Genomic DNA, 21,816 nt, shown 5'->3' with positions numbered 1-21,816 from the left:
GAGCTCCCCGCACTGCCAAGATGTTGGCAGTAGGGTCCGGCCGCTGCTTGTCCTACGCTTGAACGTGGATTGGTTTGGCCCCACCAGTCCGGGAGGTTGCCCTGCTTCACTCCGGACCGCGAAGTGTGCTCAAGGATCAAGGCTTGATCGTCGGTCGCACCGTCGGAGCGGTGAGTCGCGCGCCTGAGGCAATGGCGCTGGTCTATGCTCGGCAGATGCAACCGACCTCTGCTTTGCTGACCTTCCTCCAGGCGGGAGGTGAGATGGGCACGCTTGTCCGCAGCCATGACTGGACGCGCACAAGCCTGGGCGACCCCAAGGACTGGCCTGTGAGCCTGAAAGCTGCGGCCTCGCTGGTCCTCAATTGCCAGTTGCCGATGTATCTGGCCTGGGGACCCGACCATGTCCAAATCTACAACGATGCCTATCGTGCCATCTTGGGCGACAAGCATCCAGCCGCACTGGGTGCGTCGACGCCCGCCACCTGGCATGAGATCTGGCCCATCATCGGCCCTATGTGGGAGGAGGTGCTGCGCGGGCGTCCCATCGGCTTTGAGGATTTCAAGCTGAGCATCGAGCGCTACGGCTACCCTGAGGACTGCTACTTCAACTTTTCTTACAGCCCTGTGCGGGACGACGAGGGTTCGATTCACGGCGTGCTCGTGACTTTTGCCGAGACCACACGGCAGGTTCGCAGCGAGGCACGCCTGAGGTTCCTAGATGAGCTCTCGCAGGCCACCCGAGAGGTATCCGACCCATCCGAGGTGCTGCGCATCACCGCGGAGCGCCTCGGCAAGTATCTGAACGTGAATCGCTGCGCCTACGCGCATGTGCATGAGGACCAGGACACCTTCGATCTCATCGGCGACTTCAATGCCGGTGTGGACAGCATCGTCGGGCGCTATCGCTTCACCGATTTCGGCGAAGTCGTGCACGGGCTGATGGTGCAAGGCAAGCCCTACGTCAACGACGACGTCGACCGCCATCCCGCCACCCGCGGCGGAGACTTGTCGGCGTACCGGGCGACGGCCATCCAGGCGGTGATCTGCGTGCCGCTGATGAAGCAGGGTCGCTTTGTCGCAGGCATGGCCGTCCACCAGTCGTCGCCCAGGCGCTGGACGCCCGAAGAAGTGCAGCTTGTCGCGACCGTTGTCGACCGGTGCTGGGAAGCCTTAGAGCGCCTGCGCAAGCAGCGGGAGCGGGATGCGGCCTTGCGCTCGGCCGGAGAGAGCGCCGAGCAGTTCCGGGTATTGGCACAGTCGCTGCCCAACCATGTCTGGACTTCGCCCGCAGATGGGCGCCTGGATTGGTTCAATGACAGGGTTTACGAATACAGCGGGGCGGCAAGCGGCGAGCTCGTTGGGGACGCGTGGCTGGGCATCGTGCATCCGGACGACCATGTCGCCACGGCCGCGAGGTGGGCCCAGAGTCTAGCGTCTGGCATGGCGTACGAAAACGAGTTCCGGCTGCGCCGGGCCGACGGCGTGTACCGTTGGCACCTGGCCCGTGCGCTGCCGCTGCGCTCCTCAGACGGCGCCATCAACCGGTGGGTGGGAACGAACACGGACGTTCACGAGAGCCGCCTCCAGGAGGTCGAAATCCGGCGAGACCGGGACCGCATGTGGGCTCTCTCGCAGGAGTTGATGCTCGTTTGTGACATTGAGGGCTGCATCACCGCCGTCAATCCCGCAGGACAGCGCATCCTTGGTTGGTCCGCCGAGGAGATGGTGGGTCAGTCGCTCGGTGCGTTTCTCCACCCGGAGGATGTCCCGGCCACCACAGCGGAAGTGCAGAAGCTGTCCAAGGGAATTGCCACACTGGCGTTCGAGAACCGCTACAGGGCGAAGGACGGCGAGTATCGGCTGCTCAACTGGACGGCAGTGCCCGAGGCTGGCCTGATCCACGCCGTGGGGCGAGACGTGACGCGCGAGCGGGCGGCAGAAGAAGCGCTGCGTCAGTCGCAGAAGTTGGAGGCCATCGGCCAGCTCACGGGCGGCGTGGCGCACGACTTCAACAACGAACTGGCTGTGATCAGCTCCTCGATCGAGCTGCTCCGGCGCCTGCCGGCGCACGACAGCAGGCGAGGGCGGTTCATCGATTCGATTGCGAACTCGGTCGCCCGATCCCGAACGCTCACCAGCCAGCTGTTGGCATTTGCCCGGCGGCAGGCGCTGCAGCCCGCGGTGTTCGATGTTGCGGAACGTTCGCGGGCGATGAAGGACATGATCGACTCGTTGATGGGCGGTCGCATCAGCGTACGATTTGAGTCAAACAGCGCCGCCTATGCATTCGCCGATCCGAACCAGTTTGCGACCGCCTTGGTAAACCTCATCGTCAACGCCCGCGACGCGATGCAGGGCAGCGGCAGCTTGTGCATCAGCGTCTACAAGACGGAGCATGCGCCGCAGGTTGGACCGGAGGAGCGGCGGCCATTTGTGGCGATTGACGTCGCTGACACGGGCTGCGGCATCCCGCCCGACAATCTGCGTCGGATCTTTGACCCGTTCTTCACCACGAAGAACGTGGGTGAGGGGACGGGCCTGGGCCTGTCGCAAGTGTTTGGATTCGCCCGGCAGTCGGGTGGTGACATCCTGGTAAGCAGCGAAGTGGGGGCCGGAAGCGTCTTCACGCTTTTGCTGCCGCTGGCCGACGCACCCGCGGCGCCAGAACCGATTCGCGCCGAGGACCACCTTCCTGGTGGCGACGGCCGGCTGGTGTTGGTGGTCGAAGACAATGCGGAAGTTGCGAGGTCAGTGCAGGAAACGTTGCACCTCCTCGGCTACAGGACGCTGGCTACGTCCAGCGCGGAGGAGGCCTTGGCAGAGCTGGACGCCGCCGTGCACGAATTCGATGCTGTGTTCTCCGATGTCGTCATGCCCGGCATGAGCGGGATCGATCTTGCCCGGGAATTGCAGGCACGCGATTCTTCGTTGCCGATCGTGCTGTCCAGCGGCTACAGCTTTGTGCTGTCCCAGCAGCCGGATCATGGGTTCCGATTGCTGCCCAAGCCGTACTCGATGGAAGAGTTGGCGCGGGCGCTCCACCTGGCGATGAGCTGCGCGCCGGAGGCGGAGCCTCGCCAGGCGCTTTGACGCCGGCAAACGCGGACGGCTGAAGCCCACTCTTGGCGGCTCCGCCTTTGCCGAATGAGGGCACCTGTCTGACCGGTGTCTGCAGCACAGCGGTCGTGACATGCTTTTCCGCAGCGGAGGACGACCGCTGTCCTGGCCGTTCTGCGGCCAACCGCATTGTAGGCCGGCCGAGGCCCGGCCCAAACCGGGGGCGGTGACTGGCGCTTTCCTTGCCGCGTACGTCATGGTCGACGCCGGTGCTGACCAGGATATGTTGGTGCAAGGCCCGCGTCCGCTTCCGACGGCGAGATCCTCGCGTCGGGGGGCGACCCAGTCGAAGACGCCCTCGTGGTGCAGATCCTAGAGCCGCCTGGTGGCCGCCGACGGCTTGCATACCGCAATGGACACCGCGCCCCGCAGTACCGCTGCGCAGACCACCCAGCACCCGTTCGCCGATCGGTAGGGTGGCCGCAAAATCGTCGGCCGCTCGGCATGGATCTACTGGTCGAAGAGGTAGCTACAGCGATGGCAGCGTCAGGCACCGGCAATACGTCATCGCCGGAGCAGCGACGGCCTGGAGGCGGAAGGCCAACCAAGCCAAAGATGAGCTCTTGGCCAAGTTGGCACATGAGCTCCGCAATCCGCTCTCCTCGGTGAAAGGCTGGACCGAACTTGCTCGAAAAAAGGCATCGATAGCCCAGTGGGACATTCGAAGGACCCTCGACGTCATCAACAGCAACACCGAGGTGCAACAACACCTCATTGAAGACCTGCTGGACCTTCCAGATCGTGTCGGTGTCCGTGCGTGTAAAGACAGTCATGTTACCCCTCGACTTGGTGCTGCAGCGGGCGGTTGACGCGATGCGCGTCACAGCCGAGGCCCGCGGCGTACGGCCTGAACGTGATGCTCCTCACATGAATGTGCTCGGCGACGCCACGCGCCTGCACCAGGTCTTCACCAACCTCCAGGGCAACGCCATCGAGTTCTCAGCATCGGGGAGCGAGGTGCGAGTTGACCTGGAAAGGCGGGCGCCTGAAACGCGCGTAAGGATCACCGACCATGGTGTTGGTCTGACAGCGGAACAAGCGGGCAAGGTCTTCGAGCCATTTCGGCAGGCGTCGGGACATCACACTGGAGGAGGGCTCAGGCGAGAGTTGGCCATTGTTCGTTCCCTTGTAGAGCCGCATAAAGGTCGAGTGCAGCTAATCAGCGAGGGGCTCGGCTTGGGCTGTGTCTTCCAAGTCTTTATTCCGGCCGCGTGAGCCCGCTGGCGCGCAGGATATCGTCCGCACCTGCTGGTCTCTGGAACTTGCTGAGGGGTCCTGAATTGGGTGAGCGATTTTTCAGTGTTGCAGGAAGGCGTGCAAACGCAAATCCATTGTGCCGTCCTGCACTGCGGGAACGCCAGCACCGGGCGCTCCACGCTGCGGTGTTTGATCGTGCACCAAACTGTGGCTACGGTCACTGCGACTGGAGGATGTCACTTACACCTTCTCGCTCCGAACCGCAAGAGCACTCATGACCAATTCGCCCACTTCGGAGCGTCGAGGCTGAGCCGTCGCAGTTGAGCCGCTACGTCTGCAATCATCAACGGCTTGGTGATGAAGGTGTCCATTCCGGCGGCCAGGCATGCGCTTGCGTTGTCCGGAGTGGCGTCAGCGCTGGTGCCAAGTATGGGAAACGGCGCCATGACGCCCGATCGCTGAAGGGCGCGTATGTGGCGTGTCGCTTCGATGCCATCCATGACCGGCATGTTCACATCCATCAACACGGCTGAAGGGGGGCTCTGCAAGCACAGGTCCAGACCCTGCTGGCCGTTGTCCGCTTGGATCGCCGAATAGCCCATGGTCTCAGCCATTGCGGCCATGACGACCTGGTTGACCAGGTTGTCGTCAACGATCAGCAGAGACGGCGTCGGGATGGCCCCGGTCAACGCCGCAGGCAGCGATGTGACGTCAAAGTTGGGCTCATGGGCGGCGGTTAGACAGGCGAGATCGTGCGGGCTGAAGGGCAGCGCCTGCAGCAGATAGGTGGAACTCAACTGTTCCAGTGCCGGGTGCCCCAACGGAACCGCCAGCACGCGGTGCACATCGGATGCGACTGGAAGCGACAGCCAGTTCATCACGTCCGCGTCCAGCGACGGCTGCCGTTCGTGGGCCAGTAGCAGCGCAGGTTGCTCGCTGCTCAATCGACCGACCGCATCCGTGATGGCGGTTTCGGGGTTGAAGAGCACCACCTTCCAGCCTAGCCGCTGCAGCCTGCGCTTAAACACCGCGGACCTTGAGTTTTCGGGTAGACGGACCCAAGCAACCGCGCCTTGCGCCGAGGGCAGTCGAGGTGCCGGCTCGCCCGTCCAGACGAAAGGAAGGGTGGCATCTAGCACGAACCCTTCCGCTGTATCGTGGATCAGTACCAGTGGCCCAAGAGCGACGGGACAGTGTCCGCGCGCAACGAACAACGTACGGTCGGACAAGGCGGGCGGCGACAGGGCCAGCTCGTCGAGCGCAGATGCCAGCCGCTGTCCAGTGACCAGTGCGCCGGCCCCAGCGATGCGGACTGTAGGCAGCCCCTTGTCGTTAACAGATCCATGAATGGCCAGCAGCCCAGCATCGATGAGGCCGAGTGCACCCTGTAGGAGCCAGTGCAGCGAACGCCTCGCCGTCTCGAGGTCACCTCGTACCGGCAGCGATGGCACGTCCACGTCAAATGTGAAAGCCAGTCCTCGCTCTGCGATGCGCGGCACCACAAGCCGTGCACTTCGCGTAAGGCATTCGGGAAAGTCGAACATCTGGCTTGTGTGAGCTGCAAACGCATGCATGTGAGGAACCGCCGCCAGCGATCCCGTTTCGAGCGGATTATCACGCGCCGGCCGTGTATACAACAGCGCTGACGTACCGGGCGGGGCTGGAACTGCTGGATCGCCCCTAAGGTCGGTTGAGTTGGCCAGACGAACTGCCCACGCGGAATGCAGTCTCGTTTCGCTGATGTGGATCCAGCTCGGACTACATCGCGTGGAGAGGAGGTCGAACAGTCGTTGCTTGGGCGACACCCGGTAACTGACACGACAGGGGCGACCGTGCCGGGCTGGGCCGGGCCGATCGCATCGGACAAGCATCCAACTCTCGTGCGAAGAGCTTGATAGCGCAGCTCAGCCCGTGCCAACTGCTCTTGCAGTGGCCGGCGTCTCTGGTCAGGCCGGCGCGCCAACGGTTGCCGGCCAGTCGGCCAGTTTACCGAGAGCGGTGCGCGGAATCGAACTTCCAAAGCTGAACGCCTTAGGACGCGCAGGAACAGGCAAGCGCTTTTGTGTCCAAGACCACAGTTCGTCCCTCAGCGTTTCCAGGTCAGCGCCAGGCACCGGCAAGACAAAAGCCTTCAGGCGATTCCCTTCAGCTGGCGTCATCAGCCGCACAGCCGCGTCGGCGACGCGGGGATGGCTGCACAAAACGGTGCGCACCTGCGCTGGGAACACGTTTGTGCCCGCCACTTGAACGGCTTCGTCCAACCGGCCCATGACACGGAATAGATCTCTGCCGAGCCATTCAAGGAGGTCACGGACATCATGGGCGTCTTCCTGCCCGCTGGTCGTTGTGCGCAGGAGCTTGTTGGACTCGTGCGGGTGAGTGGCCCAGAACGGCATCAACCGATACGGTGCGCCTGCGCAGTCGCGGGTTGCAATGCCGGCCGTCTCCGAACTGCCGTAGATCTGGATGAGGCGCTCAAGCCCCTGCGCCTTCAGGCTCAGCGCAAGCTCATCCGGGCAGGGTGCGGTGGAGCTCGCCCCCAGAACCCCCGCCGGGAGGCGACCGGCGTGCCGCTCCACCAGCGCCCAATGCGCCGGGTGACTGACGACCAAGTCACCGGGCTTTAGCAGGGATGCCAGCGACTGTGGGGTCTGGCGCCGAATGTCAATCACTTCATCGCAGTCCAACTGCGCCGGCAGCAGGACGGTGAACAGGAAGCCGTAGATGTGGTGCGCCGGCACGGCTGTGAGCACACGCCGCACCCCCGGCGTCAACGTGGCCAAGTACTCAACCTCTTGATGCAGGGACGCAAGTGAATGGCAGCAGGGCTTGGCCGCGCCAGTGCTGCCCGACGTCCGGAAGGTCAGGCCGGCGTCGAAGGCCAGCAGGCTGTCCGACACGAGGTCCAGCCATTCACCGAAACGTCGGCGAGCCAACAAGAGGTCTTCTAAGCCGCTCTCATGCAAATGAAGGCATTCGCTGAGTGCGGACGCTACGGCCAGGAACTCGAGCGAGTCCATACCCAGCCCGGCTTCATCCAGAGCCATGTCGGCTGACCACGGCCGCTCAGGCAGCGCAGCGCCGCCCGGACGCAGCTGCTTGAGTTCATCACAGATCAGGTCGGCGACGAACCGTTCCAGCATGCCTCGGTCGGCATGCCAAGCGGGTTCCACGTGAACAGACGGCGGCGCCATCATTCAGACGCGCTTCACAAAGATCCAGTAGGTATCGCCGGAAATCGCGCGTTTCATGTGAATCTTCACACGCGTGGGCTTCATTTGGTGGTCGAAGGTGTATTCAAACAAGGTGTTCAGGTCCTTGTTGCGAACGCCTGCATCGAACACGCCCTTGAACTCAGGCCGGTTTGTGCATGGTGCCACCTCCGTGAAAAAGCTCTTGCCGATCACCGTCTTGGGATCACGGCCGGTGATGGCACCTTCAACCGCGTTGTACTTGATGATGCGACCGCTGCCGTCGAGTTCGATGGCACCAAAGGCGAGCTTGTTGAGTTGAGCGTCATCCATCTTGGACAACACGTTGGCAACGTCGGACTTTCCGAACGCGACCGTCTTCATCGAAACGGCGCTAGGTGCAAGGCTGGTCATCTCGTCTTCCGGGTGAAGGGGGTTCAACGACAACGGCGACAGAGGCGTCACCGCAGCTGCATATCGGTACATCGCGCCAGTCCTTGAGCACTCGAGTGTTTACGCTGTAAGGGCGGGTGTCGCCGAGAAAACATTCGATCTGCCATCTGTTAGGTCAAAGATGTGCTTGAACGTCGCTCGTACGATGGCATCCGTCCCACATTCCCGGCAAGCTGCTCGCCATCAACCGATGGCAGGCCAGCATCTATCCGCCGCCGGCTCTGCAAATCTGCGCCCTTGGCGGAGCCACGGAAGACAGCGCGCTGGTTTGGCAGCCACGTCAACGTGCCTAAGGGTGTGTAGGAGCACGTTTCAGGCATGTTGAGCCGGATCCGAGGAGGACGGTTCCTTTTGCACAGCGACGCCTGCTGGCAACCCGAAAGCGACGTGCCGGCCGCGGCGGGTTCTGGCTTGTGTATGTCGAGCCGAACTGGGAGACCGGCAACAACCAGTGGTGGCGCTATCGTCGTGCCGGTGGGCAGCCGTGGGGCATGGCGGGGCTATGGAACACCTGGACGGATAAGGAAACCGGCGAGGTGGTCGGAGCTTCACCATGGTGACGCTCAACGCGGACCACCATCCACTGCTCAACCGAATGCACCGGCCTGACCCCGCTAGGCCGACGACTGTGCAGGACAAGCGGGCGGTGCCCTTGTACCCGTCTGCGTTTACAGCGTGGCTGTGCGGCAGCCTCGACGAGGCCACCGCCGCACTGGCGTTGCCCCACATCGATGACTATGACGCCGGACCGGATCAGACTTCGCTGCTCGTCGGGGGCTCTGAGAAGCAACGCCCCGACGATCTGGCCTTGCTATAGCGCCCTTGCGGGCGCTGGAACGCCTTCGGAACTGACGGCCAGTCGCAACACTTCGCCTTCAATGAGCGATCTCCCAGTGGCTGGGTGAACATCAGATCGTTAGCGGCCCGGTGTGCTTGTCTCGGCCTCCGTGCGCGCGATTGGAGCGCTGATTTGCTGCATGACCACTCGAATGGATCTTGTCCTCGATCGTCGCCTGCGGCCCAGTGCCGCTGTGCGCTTTAACACGTCAGGAAGGGGAGTGTCATCGGGCACTGGCAGCCCGCGTCGCCGGCCGCCGGCGTTGACAAAAAAGTCCAGCGAATGGCTTCACGTTGTCGAGGCGTCCTGAGCGATAGGACCGGCCGTGCCTCACATCGGCACGAGGCCAATCGGTTTTGCCGACCAATGCGCTGACTGGCATCACAGGCGGCAGAGAAGAGGTTTCGGGGGCCGCCGCGAAGGTGCGCGCACTGACGACGGATGTGACGTGAAACAGCAAATGGTTAACGGCTGCCCATAGATTGCAGGCCGTGCGCTTTTCGTCCAGGGCCCAGTTTCAATTGCAGGCTGGGGGCGATCAGCGACGTCACGGCTTACAGCGCCGCGTCTTTCACCTTCTTGAGTGCGCACAGGGTAGCGTTGTCGTCGCCCGGTTTGCGACCAACTCCTGCTCGTCTTTGATGAACGGGTTGATGCCCACGCGTTTCTTTTGGCAGGCACGGCGACGGCCGTCACCTTGAGCAGGCACGGCAACGCAAGAGGAGAGAAGAAAAGCCACGCCGAGGCGTGGCGTTGTGGCAGTGGTGAGGTGTTATCGGCCGTCGCGGTCGGAGTCACCCGGCACCGCCCGCTCAACACGGTCGCTCAGGCGCTGCCAGGCGTCCCGGGAGGCGTGCTTCGCATGGTCCCACTCAAGCTTGGAGCTCCCGCGCGTCGTCCCCCAGTCCTTGCTCAGTTCCGGCTCGACCTCATCGAAACTCCGATTGGGGTACCGCTCGTATGCGCTGACGCCATGGGTGTAGGCCGGGCCGTAGTCGTCATAGCTCGAGCCGGGTTGCACATACGGCCTGGATGAGTAGTTGTCGCGCCAGTACTGATTTTCGACAACGGGATCCGCCTTTGCAACACCCTTCCCGGCCAAGGCACCTGCAACAGCGCCAACGGCAGCCCCGACCGCTGCACCCACAGGTCCGGTCATGCCGCCGATCGCAGCACCCGCAGCCATGCCGCCAGTGACGCCGCCTGCGACTCCACCGAGCACTGCACCGGTGCCGGTCGCCTTGCTTTCCTTGCTGTCTGCTGACATGTGCACTCCTTGTTGTTGGGGACTGCAGCGTAGATCCAGGTGGCCGTGCGTGACCTCTCACGCAGTCGCGCTGCCGCGTAGGGCATTCGCTGCTGCAGAGGTGGGATCGCTCTGACGCTGTGAGTTTGTCCTATACAAGCCATTGGGAGATCGAACTGGCGGTGAGGTCGTGCACGCTGGACCGCCTGGCGGGCACTGCGAACTTTTACAGATGAACGCGGGAGGTCGGCCGCCCGCCGGCTAGCATGTGCCCGAGTCATCAGGACATCCCTCAACCCCCCGTGGCGAGCGTTGAACCCAACGATGACATGGCGCAGCGTTTTTCTCTTTCGGACCTTTGGTCCCCTCAGTCTTCGACTTCGGCTGAGCATCGGCGTCGTTGGCGTTGTGCTCGCTATCTCGATCGGGCTGGCTACTTCGGCGTTGTACTTCGTCAAGCGCCACATGCAGGCGTCTATAGCGCAGGAGCAGTTCGAGCGGATGTCCGGGCTCGCCGACGCGGTCGACCAGAAGTTCATCAGCCGACGTGTCCTGCTGCGCAACTTCGCGCTCAGTGCCCAAACACACCGGTTCTCGGACGCATCGAAGTTGCAGGCCTTCCTGGTCGCGCATGAGAACGCGCTGAGGGAAAGCTTCGACAACGTCAGCTTCCTCGATCTCCACGGCGAGTTGGTGGCCAACCTGAACGGCTCAGCCCCAATCGGCAAGCTGAACATCGCGGACCGCGAGTACTTCATCGACACCTTCGCCCGGCGCGCCGGTGTGATCTCCGCTCCTTATCGCAACCGATTCAGCGGCCTGGCACAGGTGGCGGTCACGCAACCCGTGTTGGATGAACAGGGTGCTGTGCGGTGGATCGTCAGCGGGTCGATCAACCTGGCAGAGGAGAACTTCCTCGGTGAGCTGGCGCGGGTGAAGTTTGGCCGGACCGGCTACATGTTCATCCTCAACACGAAGGGGATCGTCATCGATCACCCGCAGAAGGACCGCATCCTCAAGCACATCGACGCGCTTGGAGGGCGCAACCCGGCGACCGCGCGCGCGGTGGCTGGCCTTGAAGGCACGACTGAGGGAATGAACCGGGTGGGCGTCTACGGCCTGTACGCCTTCAAGCGCACAGCCCAGACCGATTGGATTCTCGGCGGGATCTATCCCCGTGCGGAAGCCTTCGAGAGTATCGACCGCATCGAACGCCTGGCCTGGGCGGGCGCCGTGGTTCTTACGCTTCTGGCCGGGCTGCTGACGCTGGCCGTGTTGAACTGGCAGTTGTCGCCGCTGACGCGCCTTCACGAGCACATGAAGCGGTCTCATTTGTTGGCCTCGTATGTGCCTTACCCGGGCGATCCGTCGCAGCCAGAGATCCGTGACATGGTGCGAACGTTCGACGCCTTGATGTTGCAGAGAGAGAAGGCACAAGCGGAACTTAAGGCCCGCAAAGACCGCGTGCGGTCAATCCTCACCCACGCGGCGGACGCCTTCGTCAGCATTGACGAGGCTGGTGCCATCACCGAGTGGAACCGGCAGGCGGAACGGACGTTCGGCTGGCTCAGGGACGAAGTGCTTGGCAAGACAATGCGGGACCTTTTGATTCCTGAAGCCGTGCGGCCAGCCCACAAAGCAGGCTTCGACCGGTTCTTGCACACCGGTACCGGACCCATCGTCGATCACCGGATCGAGGTGATGGCTCTGCACAAAGACGGGCACTCGATTCCGGTCGAATTGTCCGTGGCGGCAGTTCGCCAAGGGAACGTCTACGTCGCGAACGCGTTCTTGCGCGACATCACTGAGCGGCGTCAGGCGCAGGCGGACTTGGCCGCCAGCGAGAAGCGGGTGCGGGACATCACGAACCATGTCCCCGCGCTGATCGGCTATTTCGACGCCGACCTGCGCATGCACTTCGCAAATGAGCCGGCAACGCGGTTGTTCAACCTGCGGGCTGATCGAGAGTACGACATGCGCACGGCTCTCGGGGAGCCCACCTTCCTTGAGCATGCCCCGTATCTGGATGAGGTGCTCGGTGGACAAGAGGTCAGTTTTGAAGCCGCGTCCGCCCTGGGCGATGGTGGGCATTACCAGGCGCACCTTGTGCCTGACCGGGAGACGACCGGAGAGGTGAAGGGCTTCTACGTCATGACCTTCGATGTCACGAAGCTCAAACGAGCCGAGCAGAAGTTGCTGGAACTGTCTCGCGTTGATGCGCTGACCCAACTGCCGAACCGGCGTTGGTTTCAGGAGAGGCTGGATGATGCGCTGGCCAGAAGCCAACGCAGCGGGCGGGCCTTGGCACTGATGTACCTGGACATCGACGGTTTCAAGCAGATCAACGATGCCCATGGCCACGGGGTCGGGGACGAGGTGCTGGTCGTGTTCGCGGCGCGTCTGAAGAGCGTCGTGCGGATCACGGATACGGTCGCACGGCTGGCCGGCGACGAGTTCGTCATCATTCTTGAGGGCCTCCATCAGGCGGAGGAGAGCCGCTTGGTCGCCCGGAAGATCATCGCGTCGATGCAGGAACCCATGCGGCTGAAATCCCACCGGCTCGTCGTCACATCCAGCGTCGGCGTCGCTGCCGTAGACGCTGTAGCCTCGGATCACGAGAGCGCCTTCGCACGTTTGAACCAGCTTACCGCAGAGGCGCTGATCGCTCAGGCGGACCAGGCGCTCTACGAAGCCAAGCGGGCAGGCCGCAACACGTTCTCACTGCTGCACACGTAGGTCCGCGGACTTCTCAACGCCGGGTCGGCCGAGCTGCCGAGGCGGGTAAAACGATTTAGCCATGCGCATCTTCATCGCTGACGACTGCCGTGACACCGCGCATCCTTAGCCCAGCGGTTGGAGGCTGTTGCAGAAGAACCGGCTGCGACGTTGGTAGCCCTCGATGGCGCGCGCGCTGTTGAACCTGCTCAGGCGGCTCCGCCCGACGTCGTGGTGCTCGACATCACCATGCCTGACATAGATGGGTACATGGCAGCTCATCGCATGCACACCGGGTCGTTCTGGTCGTGCTGTCTGGCCAGTCCGAGCACGTACTTGCGGCACGCAGCGGCGGCGACGTTGACCATACGTTCTCAAAGCCAGTCCCGATGGACCCGATCATCGACATCGTCGAGACCGCTTCAGCCGGTCCGCACGGGCGCGCCAAGCCAAGTCAGTCGGCAACGCCGAGCGCCACTACGGCGGCGGCCTCTGGCCCTCTAGCTTCCAGTGAAATTCCACGATGGCCTTGCCGCGGACTGGCCGACCGTCAGCATCCCTGGCAGGCCGAAACGGACACTCGGTGAACGAGTCGATGGCCGCCTCGTCCAGCTTCTTGTGTGCGTTAGTGCGTCCAGCGGACCGCATCACGGTTGCGTTGAGTACTTGGCCCTCCGGGGAGACATCGAGCAGCAGTCGTGTCGTTCCTTCTGCATCGGCTTGCAGAGCGTCGGCCGGGTATCGAGGTGTCGAGCAAAGCCGGGCGTTCTGCTGCACGCCGGAGGGTGATCGTGACTCCACCGAAACGGCCGGCGGCTTCGGCGGTGCGCTGCACGCCGGCAGCGCGATGGCCAACACCGCGCCAACAGAGCGCCCGTGAGCCAAGGCGATGGGTGTTTGCCACTTCATGTGTCTCATCGGTCTTCGCTTTTGCGTGCACGTGACCGACGGTGCCACAGCAACTGCTCGAAGCACAAGGGGAGTGAGCCGTATGCCGCAGTTCTACGGCTTGCCGTCGTCCGCAGGATGGGAGACTCGGGTGATGCCACATCTTCGTTTTGCATTCCCAGTTGCGATCGTGCCCACCCAGGACCAGCGTTTCGACGTCACCTGCCGCGACTTCCCTGAGCTGCGTCTTAGGTCGAGCGGCTCTGGGCTGCTGCGGACGTTGATGGAAGTAGAAGATGCCCTTGATGCCGTGATTGCGCACTACCTCGAGCTTGGCCGAGCGTTGCCGCGACCGTCGTTGCGGGAAGCGGGCGAGCATGTAGTGGCACCTTCCCCTCAAGTGATCGCGTCTGCAATCCGGCTTCGGGGGGTGGAGGGCGATGACGGTATACGGGTGCAAAGCGCGCAGTGACCCCACACGCAGGCCGCACGACCAGCGCCCGGGCCGGCAGCGGGTGCTCAGCCGGCTGGATGCCAACCCGCAGGGGGTTGGGCGCCCGCGCCGCCGACGGGACGACGGCCTGGGCTACCTGAAGGTCGTCCCCCCGTTGCGGATTGTGCGGGCGTCGGGCAGAAGGGCCGCGTGGCGTGGTGACGCCTGCGGCCCATCTGGTCAGCCGAAGCGTTCATCATGCTACGTCCAGCAGAGTAGTCCGACTCCGCACCAGTAGTCAACGTCGTCAGGGGCAGGGCAGAGCAGCCTTCGCTGCCTGACCTGGTGGGGGTGCCGCCAGAGGAAGCCGCTCGAACACCTCACGTGCACCGATCGCCAGGTCAGCAAAGTCCGCTACGGAGGTAGCCACAAAAGTGGTTGCGGTCTGCAACGGAAGTGGCTCAACCAGCTTCGCCAACGGCAGGGCGCTGGGATCATTCCGCGTCGGCGCCTGATACAAGCGCTCAGGCCCGTGTCGGGCGGTTCGAGACGCGCCGCACGACGGGCAGCACCCGCCGCGGCGCGGTCAGCCGTGCTGGATCCTTGCGGGTAAGTTGATGGGCCTGCGCCGGCAACGTGGCCTGGCAACTGGGGCAGGTCCGCACCAACGAACTGATGACGTCGGTGCAGGCGGGGCATCGAATCAGGGCCATGGCGGTCGCCGGTGGTGGTGGAGACTCCAGCATGAGCGACGCCGGCTGCGGTCACCACAGCCCAAGTCGGGGCCCGCGCCTCAGCCGAGGGGTCTTCACAGTGAGAGGCGGCGATGGAAGGCGATGTCCACCGGCCCCGGGTGACTGACTTGCCGCCATTCGATGTTGCGCACTTCGGCCAGCGCCGGCCCGTTGGCCAGCCAGAGGCGCATGGCAAGCAGCTGCTCCACCGAGCCATGCAGCTCCACCTCCACTGAGCCGTCCTTGCGGTTGCGCACCCAGCCCGCCAGCCCGATCTGGCGCGCCGTCTGCACACAGGCGTCACAGTAGCCCGTGCCTTGCAGTTGCCCCGCACGCGGGCATACCAGTGCTCCGTGGGGTCGTCGGCCACCGGGATCGGACGCAAAGGCGCGGCGAGGTTCATCATCGTGCCGACAAATGGTTCACGGCACAGTCTGCGCGTGCGGCGGGCCGCTGCATCCCCCCATCCGGTGGGGGCGGCGGCGACGGCGTAGTGCGGGTGGTGATAGCGACGCTGCGCCGTGCGGGCAAGGCCGGCATCAGCGAGTCCCGCGGTGACCAGTACCAAGCGGCGGCAGGCTGAGCCACCGTCTCGTCCCGCCCTTCCGGGATCAAGAACAGCGGCGTGGGTGGCGCGTCCGTGTCCGTGAGCACCGCCGCCGGCAGCCGTGCATCGCTCAGCGGGTACTGCATAGGCTTCACAAAACACCGCGCCGCCTGCACCAGCGCCTGCAGCAACTGCGCCTCCAGACCATCGTCCACCGGCAACCAGGTGGCTGTTGTCAGCATCAGGCCAACCTCCACCAGGCTGGGCCGGCCGGCGTCGGACAACACGGCCGTGGCCAGCAGCACCAGGTGCAGGTCGTCCTCGGCGCCCAGGTCGCCGATACCACCTCCAACTGCCGCGCCAGTCGGCGCATCAAGGTCGCCTCCGGCCAGCAAGCTTGATCCGGCAGGTGCTTGAGCACCGCCTGGTGGCCGTAGCGGGCCGGGACCAGCTCTTTGAGCTCAGCCAGCACCAACAGCAGCGGCTGTGGCTGGCGTGGCCGTGGCAGGGCGCTCGCCCACTGCTGGCGCCGCCGCTGGGCGAGCACGTCACGCTGTGCCACGCTGAAGACGTCCGGCACGTACATACGACCCGCCAGCGGCTGCCCGCTGATGGTGGTCGTCTGCGCCGCGCGCAGCAGGTGGCGCCGCACGGTGCCCCAAGTGCGCCGCCCCGCAAAGCCCGGATGCCAACGGTTGGGCTCCGCCTGTTCCCACAGGTAGTGCAGGACCCCGCGCAGCGTCAGTCGGCTGCCCGGGCTGCGCACGCTGCCGCGTGGCTCGCCGGTCGCCGATGCGCCAGGGCGTCCGGGCCGCTGACTGAGCGGGAAGTCAGCCCGCAAGCTGACCCAGCCGGTGGTGACATCCTCCCGAATCGCGGGCGCGACCGCCCCCCCGGCCCGACCACTCGAGCGGTGGTTCATGGGAACCACAGTCCGGTGCGCGCGCCGCCCCGGTCCCTGCCATGCGCTTGACGAGAAAACCGGGCCGCCAGTGCGCGATGTACATTGGCACACCCTCGGGCTGGCACAGGCAGCGCGGGCGAAGTTGGCGCGCGTAGGCCTGGCCCACGGCGTCCATGAAACCCGGGTCGTGGGGGTCCAACACCTCGTCCTCCAAGGCGTAGCGCGGCCGGCTGCCATCGATGTCGCCGGTCGTGTCCATGGCCTTACCGGGTGGGCTCCGTGCGGTCGCGCGTGCGGCTGCGCTCAGGGGGTGTCACCACCGGCCGCTGAGACGGTGCCTCCAGGACGACATGGTGGTCCGATCTCGGGCATGTCGGCTCACCTGCCGGGTTGTGCGTCGACGTGGCTCATCGTTCTGCAGGTAGGTCGCGTGTGTCTCCATTGATTCGTACAGGCCGTGCTTGCCGTCCGCCCCGCCGATGCCCGACTTGCGCCGCCCGGCGTGGAAGGCTTGCATGGCCTCGAAGTGCTCTCGGTTGGTCCCGCGAAACGCAGGCCGCGGCAGGCGAACATGGCGAGTGACAGTCACGCGTGGCGACAGCGGAGGAGGTCAGTCCGTAGTCCGAGTTCCACCCGCGCGCGCGTTGCACCGCTGCGTGCGTCGAGCCTGGTAGCGCAGGAGTCAGCCCGCGTCGTGAAGCAGCTCAGCCGCACTCCGGCGCGCCGCAGCGCCCCACGGGAGTGTGCGTGCGCTGGAACGCCTTGATTGGCACCACCAGCATTCTGTGCGAGCCTGTGCTGAGGCTGGCGATCAAACATTGCCGATCGCCGCGGGCGCGGCCGCCCGCGGCATGGGGTACAGGCCGGCTTCTCTCGCGCGGTGGATGAGCAACGCCAGTAAGGTGTCCAGGGTGGGCGTGGGCACGTCCAGGCCGCGGGCGATGTCTTGCACGACGGCGAGCTGGCCGTCGATCTCCATCGGCCGCCCGGCCAGCAGGTCCTGCAGCATCGACGAGCGGTGATGCAGTGTCGTCATGCGGCTTAGCGGCGTTTCGGCGTCGGCCGGCACCTCGATGCCCAGTGCCGCGGCCACGCGCGCGCCTTCTGCCATCAGGCGGCGAAACAGGTCGCGAAGCGCCGGGTCCGCGGCGATGTCGCTGGAACGTGCATGCGTTAGGCAGGCCAGCGGCGAGGCGCTGAGGTTGATCAGCAGCTTCAGCCAGAGGTCGCGGCGGATGTCGATGCTGCCGCCGATGTCCGGCAGGGCCTGGCGCAGCACGGTGACGATGCGTGCCAGCCGCGGCGAATCGCTCTGGTCCGGCTCGCCGATGATGAAGCGGTTGGTGGCCGAGCCGTTGTGCACCACACCGGGTGCGGTCACCTCGTTGGCCGAGTGCACCACGCAGCCCAGGGCGCGCTCCACCCCGATGCCGTTCCACAGCCGGCCCTGTGGGTCCAGCCGCGGCAAGGGCTGGCCTGCCAAGGGGCCTGCAGCCTGGTGAAAGTACCACCACGGCACCCCGTTGATGGCGTAGACCACCGGGGTCTGCGGGCCCAGCAGGGCTTGCAGCGCGTCGGCCGAGGCGGGCAGGGCCTGCGCCTTCACGGTGCTGATGACGAGGTCCTGCGGGCCCAGCTCCGCCGCACAATCGGTGGCCCGCACCCGCACAGTGAAGTCGGCGTCGGCGCCCACAAAGCGCAGTCCACGCGCCTGGATGGCCGCCAGGTGCGCGCCGCGGGCGACGATGGACACGTCCACCCCGCCATGCGCCAGCCGCGCCGCCAGGTGCCCGCCGACGGCGCCGGCCCCAAAAATGGCGACTCTCATGGCATCAGGCCCCGGCAGCGAGGGCAGGGTGCGAAGGGATGTGGCGTCATGGTCGCGTATTGAGTGTGCTCATCAGAAAGGGCTCGGGCCGCGTGCGTCGGCGAGCGGCCAGGGCCACCCCACCCAGCCCGGCGAGCAAAAAGGCGTACGTTCCGGGCTCCGGGACGGCCGAGACGGCCAGCACCTTGTAGTCCGGGCCGTTGTAGTTGAGCACGTCGGAGCGGTAGCTCGACAGGCGCAGCCGGCTGACCGCCTCGTCGGTACGCAGTCCAATCGATCCCAAGGTCTGGCCCGCGAGCTGGAACGCGCCGTTGTCGGTCGAAATGACGATGCCGGTGGCGTCGTAATTCGAACGCAGGATGGTGTACGAGCCGATCACCTGGTTGCTCGCATTGAGCGCCTGCACCTGCAGGTCGCTGTTGCCGCCGCGCTCGTAGAACAGGAATGTGCTCTGGGGTGTCGCGAAGCCCACGTCCAGGATGGCGGTGCCCGGGTTCTCGCGCGTCACGACGATGCTCGTCAGGTTGGTGTTGGCCAGCGCCGCCTGCAGATCGGTGCTGGTGGGCAACACCGTCGACGGGCCCTGGCCCGCCCAGTTGTCGGCCGCGGCGTGGATGCCGTGACCGGCGGCCAGGTTGCCGCCACCGTTCACGGCGTCGAGTCCATCGTCGAGAACGATGGACGTGCTGCTCACCGTTTGCAGGGTCGCGGGGCCATGGGTGACGCCGCCGAAGCGAACGCTGTCCAGCCGTACGTCGCCATTACCATAGATGCCGTTGACGCCACTGAAGACGCCGCTGGTCGATACCTCCGAATCGAAGCTGAAGGCGGTAAATGTCACCGCGTCGCTTGGGAGTGCCGTGATGGCCAACAGGGCGCCCAGCGCTCGGGCGCCATAAGGGGCAAGTTGCATCGTCATCCTCCTCGGGGCCGGAGAAGATGCTCCGGTAACGCAAGGCTAGATGACGGTGTCATGCCCGCGAACGACGATGTTGGCATATGCATCTGCGCTGCGTCGGCACCGACTGCAGGCGCTGCACAGGATGCCGGCGCGGTCTCTCTCGAGGTTGTACCGGTTCACGGATGCAGTGAAGGGAGTTTGCCGCGAGCGACGCATCTCTTGGCCCAGCAACGCTGGCAAGAGATCTGGCCGTGCGGCCGATGGTGCACGACTTGGCGGTGCAATCCGTGTCGTGACTTGTGCGGAGAAGCCAAGCTGCGGCACGACTGCTGTGGCTGGCCGCCGGTCGCCCAGTCAAGAGGCGGGTGGGTGCGCAGGATCAGCCGCTTGTACGTCGGAGTGCCGCCGTGAACCTGGTGGAACGGGAGGGGATGTCGCCGTTTGACCATGGGCGCCGACTTGCGGTCTGACACCATTCGCAGGGCCGTCCGGGTCCGGCCCGAGGACGTGTGCATGGCCGCGGTGTGCTCACCGTCCGTGTTTGACCGGTGGGTCGCCTAAGGACTTTGTAGCCGCGGTGGTCGTCGGCCGCGCCACCCAGCACTCGCTCCACGGATCTTCTCTCTGGAACGCCAGGTACCTCCGAGTTAGGTGCGTCCACTGCGAACCGCTTTTGAGCTGACCGCCGGCCGAAGGCGTGAAGCGCTTGACCCGCAGTGCACTGTCGATCGGGCCCGGTGGCCATGGCCGTGAGTCGGTGGTATTCCGATTGGGCGGCAGGAGTGCGGCGCTCATCTTCGCCACTGCTGCGCTATCAGGCCGCGTCAGGCTACGCTCATGGCGGGCTCGAACACGCTGCGGCCGGTGATACGTTCAAACTCGACGGGGTCGTGCGAGCAGCAGACGTCAACCTCCTGCCCATGTGCAGCGCACAATGTGCGTAAGCGATCTTGGTTGTGCAATCGCTGGCGACGATCTTTCTCCATCAGCGTTTGGTAGGCTCGCAGGCCGGGCGTGCACCAAGGCTGTTCGTGGTCCATCTCCCGGTGATGAAAGTAGGCGTCGCCGGCCTGCAGGATCCAGCGGCCTGAGGTGAAGATGGCCACCCCCGCGTGCCCCCACGTGTGCCCGACCAGCGGCACCAGGGCGAGGTCGGCGCGAATTCCCTCAAGCGGCCGAACGCACCCGAAGCCGAACCAGCGATCACCTTCGCTGCTGCGGTAGGTATGCCAACGCCCGCGGCTGCTCCACTGCTGCGGCCGAAAGCGTTGGCGATCCAGCCACGTGCGTTGCAGCAGCGCGTGGTGTTTCTCCTCGTGCAGCATGTGAACGCGGGCGCGGGGAAAATCGTCCAAGCCGCCAGCATGGTCGAAGTCGAGGTGAGTCAACACGATGTCGCTCACGTCGTCGGCCTGAAAGCCGAGCCGCTCAATCTGGCGCACGGCCGTCAGCTCCTCACGAAAATCAGGTGCCAGCAAGGTGAGGAAGAAGCGGCTCAACCGACCGGCAGGGTCGCGTACATCTCCGAGACCAAAGCCCGTGTCCACCAACACCAAACCCTGCGCCGTCTCCAGCAACAAGCAGTGGCAACACAGGCGTCCGCGGCGGAGGATGGACGGCGTGCGCCCGTCCATCAGCAAACCGCCCAGCGGGCAGGACGAGATGCAGTTGAGGTGATGGATGCGCATGCAGGTTCGAGGGCAATGCGCGTTCCACCTGCAGGGGCAGGGAGTGGACACGGCATGCGTGTGAACCTGCAGCGGTTAGGATGAACCGGTAGCGCAGTCGGCTGCGGTGCGGTCCATGACATCAGGCCCCAGGTGTGCGGCTGCAGCGGCGAGCCGCTGCAGCCGCTGGCCCGCCACCGCCTGACGCACGTGTCCAAATGCGGTTGCAGAGCCACTGCCATTCAGACGGCTGAACTGGCAGACGATGCACGGAGCGGCCCTCGCGGGTTCGCAAGACGTGTGAGCTCGCCATCCCACATCCCCAGGGCCATGTCAGTGGGCCGCCACAGGGACTAAAGGCGCTGCCCCGGCCGGTGCCGAGCGCGCTGCCGGCGGGCTCGGGGCAACTATGGCCTCAGGTGCGGAAGACGGCCGACCGCGGCGATGCTTCGCGCCGCTCGCGCGAGATGCGCAAGCGGCTGGAGCACTGCAAGCGGAGCTTGCGCACGGCAGGCAGCGCGAGCGCCGGGTTGCCCTGGTCTGGATCCGCAAAGCATCGCCGACTGCGCCCTGTCGCCGGCTGAACGCGGGCTGCGCTGAGGGCCTGGGCCCGCTCCCGGACAGAACCTTTGCGGCTGGACCTGCAGACGGCAGAATCCACCCTTTGCTCCCAAAGCACAACCACCATGATTTCCTTCTCTATTGACGCTCAGTTCCACATGCCCGCGATAGGTCCGGCTGTGCTCGCCTGGAAGCCGCCCGTCAAACGCGCCGCCTGAGTCAGCGGTAGGCCTGCAGTTCGATCGGGCATGAAGGTCAGCAAGCTGTTCATGGGGATCGAGTGCAACGCGGAGGCCACCGACGGCTCTGCGCTTCGCGGCCTCGTCCCAAGCAGCGTGCTCGAGGAGGTGCTCGGTGCTTCGCCTTCGGAAGTCGGCTGGCTGCAGGCGGCGTGCGCTCACAGCGAAGCCATCCGGCTGGCGATCCAGCAAGAAGCCAGGCGGCGGCACGGCGTGACCGTGGTGGTGAACGAACGCGCGCTGCGGAGAACACTCAAGGCAGTAGACCGGCGCGGCCCCTAAGCAGATGCAACACCGCCGCCCTCAGCGCTGCGGTTCAGCCTTGCCTTCCGCAGCATTCGGACCCTGATGCCGG

At 64.9% G+C, this 21,816-nt stretch carries 16 protein-coding genes and 1 pseudogene; 7 read left to right on the top strand and 10 right to left on the bottom strand.

Annotated features, from left to right (window positions below):
• The first annotated feature begins 143 nt into the window (after nucleotides 1–143).
• From VO99_RS17900 to VO99_RS29630, 3 genes are all read left to right on the top strand, one after another.
• Nucleotides 144–3,092: a PAS domain-containing protein gene (locus tag VO99_RS17900; RefSeq protein ID WP_157039621.1), complete on the top strand. Its 2,949-nt coding sequence runs from the start codon at nucleotides 144–146 to the stop codon at nucleotides 3,090–3,092.
• Between the two features lie 236 nt (nucleotides 3,093–3,328).
• Nucleotides 3,329–3,928 (top strand): sensor histidine kinase, encoded by a 600-nt coding sequence (locus VO99_RS31730; RefSeq protein WP_310733663.1) that lies wholly within the window; start codon nucleotides 3,329–3,331, stop codon nucleotides 3,926–3,928.
• A gap of 58 nt (nucleotides 3,929–3,986) precedes the next feature.
• Nucleotides 3,987–4,334, top strand: a complete 348-nt coding sequence (locus VO99_RS29630) for a sensor histidine kinase (protein WP_198156984.1) — start codon at nucleotides 3,987–3,989, stop codon at nucleotides 4,332–4,334.
• 254 nt (nucleotides 4,335–4,588) lie between these two features.
• Here VO99_RS29630 and VO99_RS29625 read toward each other — a convergent pair whose 3' ends face one another.
• The 3 genes from VO99_RS29625 to pyp form a co-directional block, all read right to left on the bottom strand.
• Nucleotides 4,589–5,860: a response regulator gene (locus VO99_RS29625; RefSeq protein ID WP_198156983.1), complete on the bottom strand. Its 1,272-nt coding sequence runs from the start codon at nucleotides 5,858–5,860 to the stop codon at nucleotides 4,589–4,591.
• A 402-nt stretch (nucleotides 5,861–6,262) separates the two neighbouring features.
• Complete coding sequence (gene pcl, locus VO99_RS17890) at nucleotides 6,263–7,459, bottom strand: 4-coumarate--CoA ligase (RefSeq protein WP_198156982.1); 1,197 nt, start codon at nucleotides 7,457–7,459, stop codon at nucleotides 6,263–6,265.
• Between the two features lie 54 nt (nucleotides 7,460–7,513).
• Nucleotides 7,514–7,921, bottom strand: a complete 408-nt coding sequence (pyp, locus tag VO99_RS17885; protein WP_198156981.1) for a photoactive yellow protein — start codon at nucleotides 7,919–7,921, stop codon at nucleotides 7,514–7,516.
• A gap of 592 nt (nucleotides 7,922–8,513) precedes the next feature.
• Between pyp and VO99_RS28985 the strand changes: the two genes are divergently transcribed.
• Complete coding sequence (locus VO99_RS28985) at nucleotides 8,514–8,777, top strand: hypothetical protein (RefSeq protein WP_052736430.1); 264 nt, start codon at nucleotides 8,514–8,516, stop codon at nucleotides 8,775–8,777.
• 793 nt (nucleotides 8,778–9,570) lie between these two features.
• Here the strand turns inward: VO99_RS28985 and VO99_RS17875 are convergent.
• The gene (locus tag VO99_RS17875; RefSeq protein ID WP_046114275.1) at nucleotides 9,571–10,065 is read right to left on the bottom strand and encodes a hypothetical protein; all 495 of its coding nucleotides are present in this window, start codon (nucleotides 10,063–10,065) and stop codon (nucleotides 9,571–9,573) included.
• A 303-nt stretch (nucleotides 10,066–10,368) separates the two neighbouring features.
• Here VO99_RS17875 and VO99_RS17870 point away from each other — a divergent pair, with 303 nt between their 5' ends.
• Nucleotides 10,369–12,780, top strand: coding sequence for a diguanylate cyclase domain-containing protein (locus tag VO99_RS17870; protein WP_046114274.1), 2,412 nt, complete (start codon nucleotides 10,369–10,371; stop codon nucleotides 12,778–12,780).
• A 456-nt stretch (nucleotides 12,781–13,236) separates the two neighbouring features.
• Here the strand turns inward: VO99_RS17870 and VO99_RS31995 are convergent, their stop codons facing one another.
• On the bottom strand, nucleotides 13,237–13,668 hold the full coding sequence (locus tag VO99_RS31995; RefSeq protein WP_198156980.1) for an energy transducer TonB: 432 nt from the start codon (nucleotides 13,666–13,668) through the stop codon (nucleotides 13,237–13,239).
• Between the two features lie 82 nt (nucleotides 13,669–13,750).
• Here VO99_RS31995 and VO99_RS30335 point away from each other — a divergent pair, with 82 nt between their 5' ends.
• A complete protein-coding gene (locus VO99_RS30335; RefSeq protein WP_157039619.1) occupies nucleotides 13,751–14,119 on the top strand; it encodes a type II toxin-antitoxin system HicB family antitoxin in 369 nt (122 codons plus the stop codon).
• Between the two features lie 769 nt (nucleotides 14,120–14,888).
• Here VO99_RS30335 and VO99_RS17865 read toward each other — a convergent pair.
• From VO99_RS17865 to VO99_RS17845, 5 genes and pseudogenes are all read right to left on the bottom strand, one after another.
• Complete coding sequence (locus VO99_RS17865; RefSeq protein ID WP_259374798.1) at nucleotides 14,889–15,137, bottom strand: acylphosphatase; 249 nt, start codon at nucleotides 15,135–15,137, stop codon at nucleotides 14,889–14,891.
• 79 nt (nucleotides 15,138–15,216) lie between these two features.
• Nucleotides 15,217–16,524 (bottom strand): annotated as a pseudogene (locus VO99_RS31990) (DUF1173 family protein).
• A 552-nt stretch (nucleotides 16,525–17,076) separates the two neighbouring features.
• Nucleotides 17,077–18,093: a ketopantoate reductase family protein gene (locus VO99_RS17855; protein WP_046114272.1), complete on the bottom strand. Its 1,017-nt coding sequence runs from the start codon at nucleotides 18,091–18,093 to the stop codon at nucleotides 17,077–17,079.
• Nucleotides 18,094–18,139: 46 nt separating this feature from the next.
• Nucleotides 18,140–19,006 (bottom strand): exosortase-dependent surface protein XDP2, encoded by an 867-nt coding sequence (locus tag VO99_RS17850; RefSeq protein WP_198156978.1) that lies wholly within the window; start codon nucleotides 19,004–19,006, stop codon nucleotides 18,140–18,142.
• 812 nt (nucleotides 19,007–19,818) lie between these two features.
• Nucleotides 19,819–20,682, bottom strand: coding sequence for an MBL fold metallo-hydrolase (locus tag VO99_RS17845; RefSeq protein ID WP_046114271.1), 864 nt, complete (start codon nucleotides 20,680–20,682; stop codon nucleotides 19,819–19,821).
• 788 nt (nucleotides 20,683–21,470) lie between these two features.
• Here VO99_RS17845 and VO99_RS17840 point away from each other — a divergent pair.
• Nucleotides 21,471–21,743, top strand: a complete 273-nt coding sequence (locus VO99_RS17840) for a hypothetical protein (protein WP_046114270.1) — start codon at nucleotides 21,471–21,473, stop codon at nucleotides 21,741–21,743.
• Nucleotides 21,744–21,816 lie beyond the last annotated feature (73 nt).

This window comes from Aquincola tertiaricarbonis (genome assembly GCF_000969605.1).
Classification (GTDB): Bacteria; Pseudomonadota; Gammaproteobacteria; order Burkholderiales; family Burkholderiaceae_C; genus Aquincola; species Aquincola tertiaricarbonis.
This window is presented reverse-complemented; position numbering and strand designations above follow the sequence as displayed.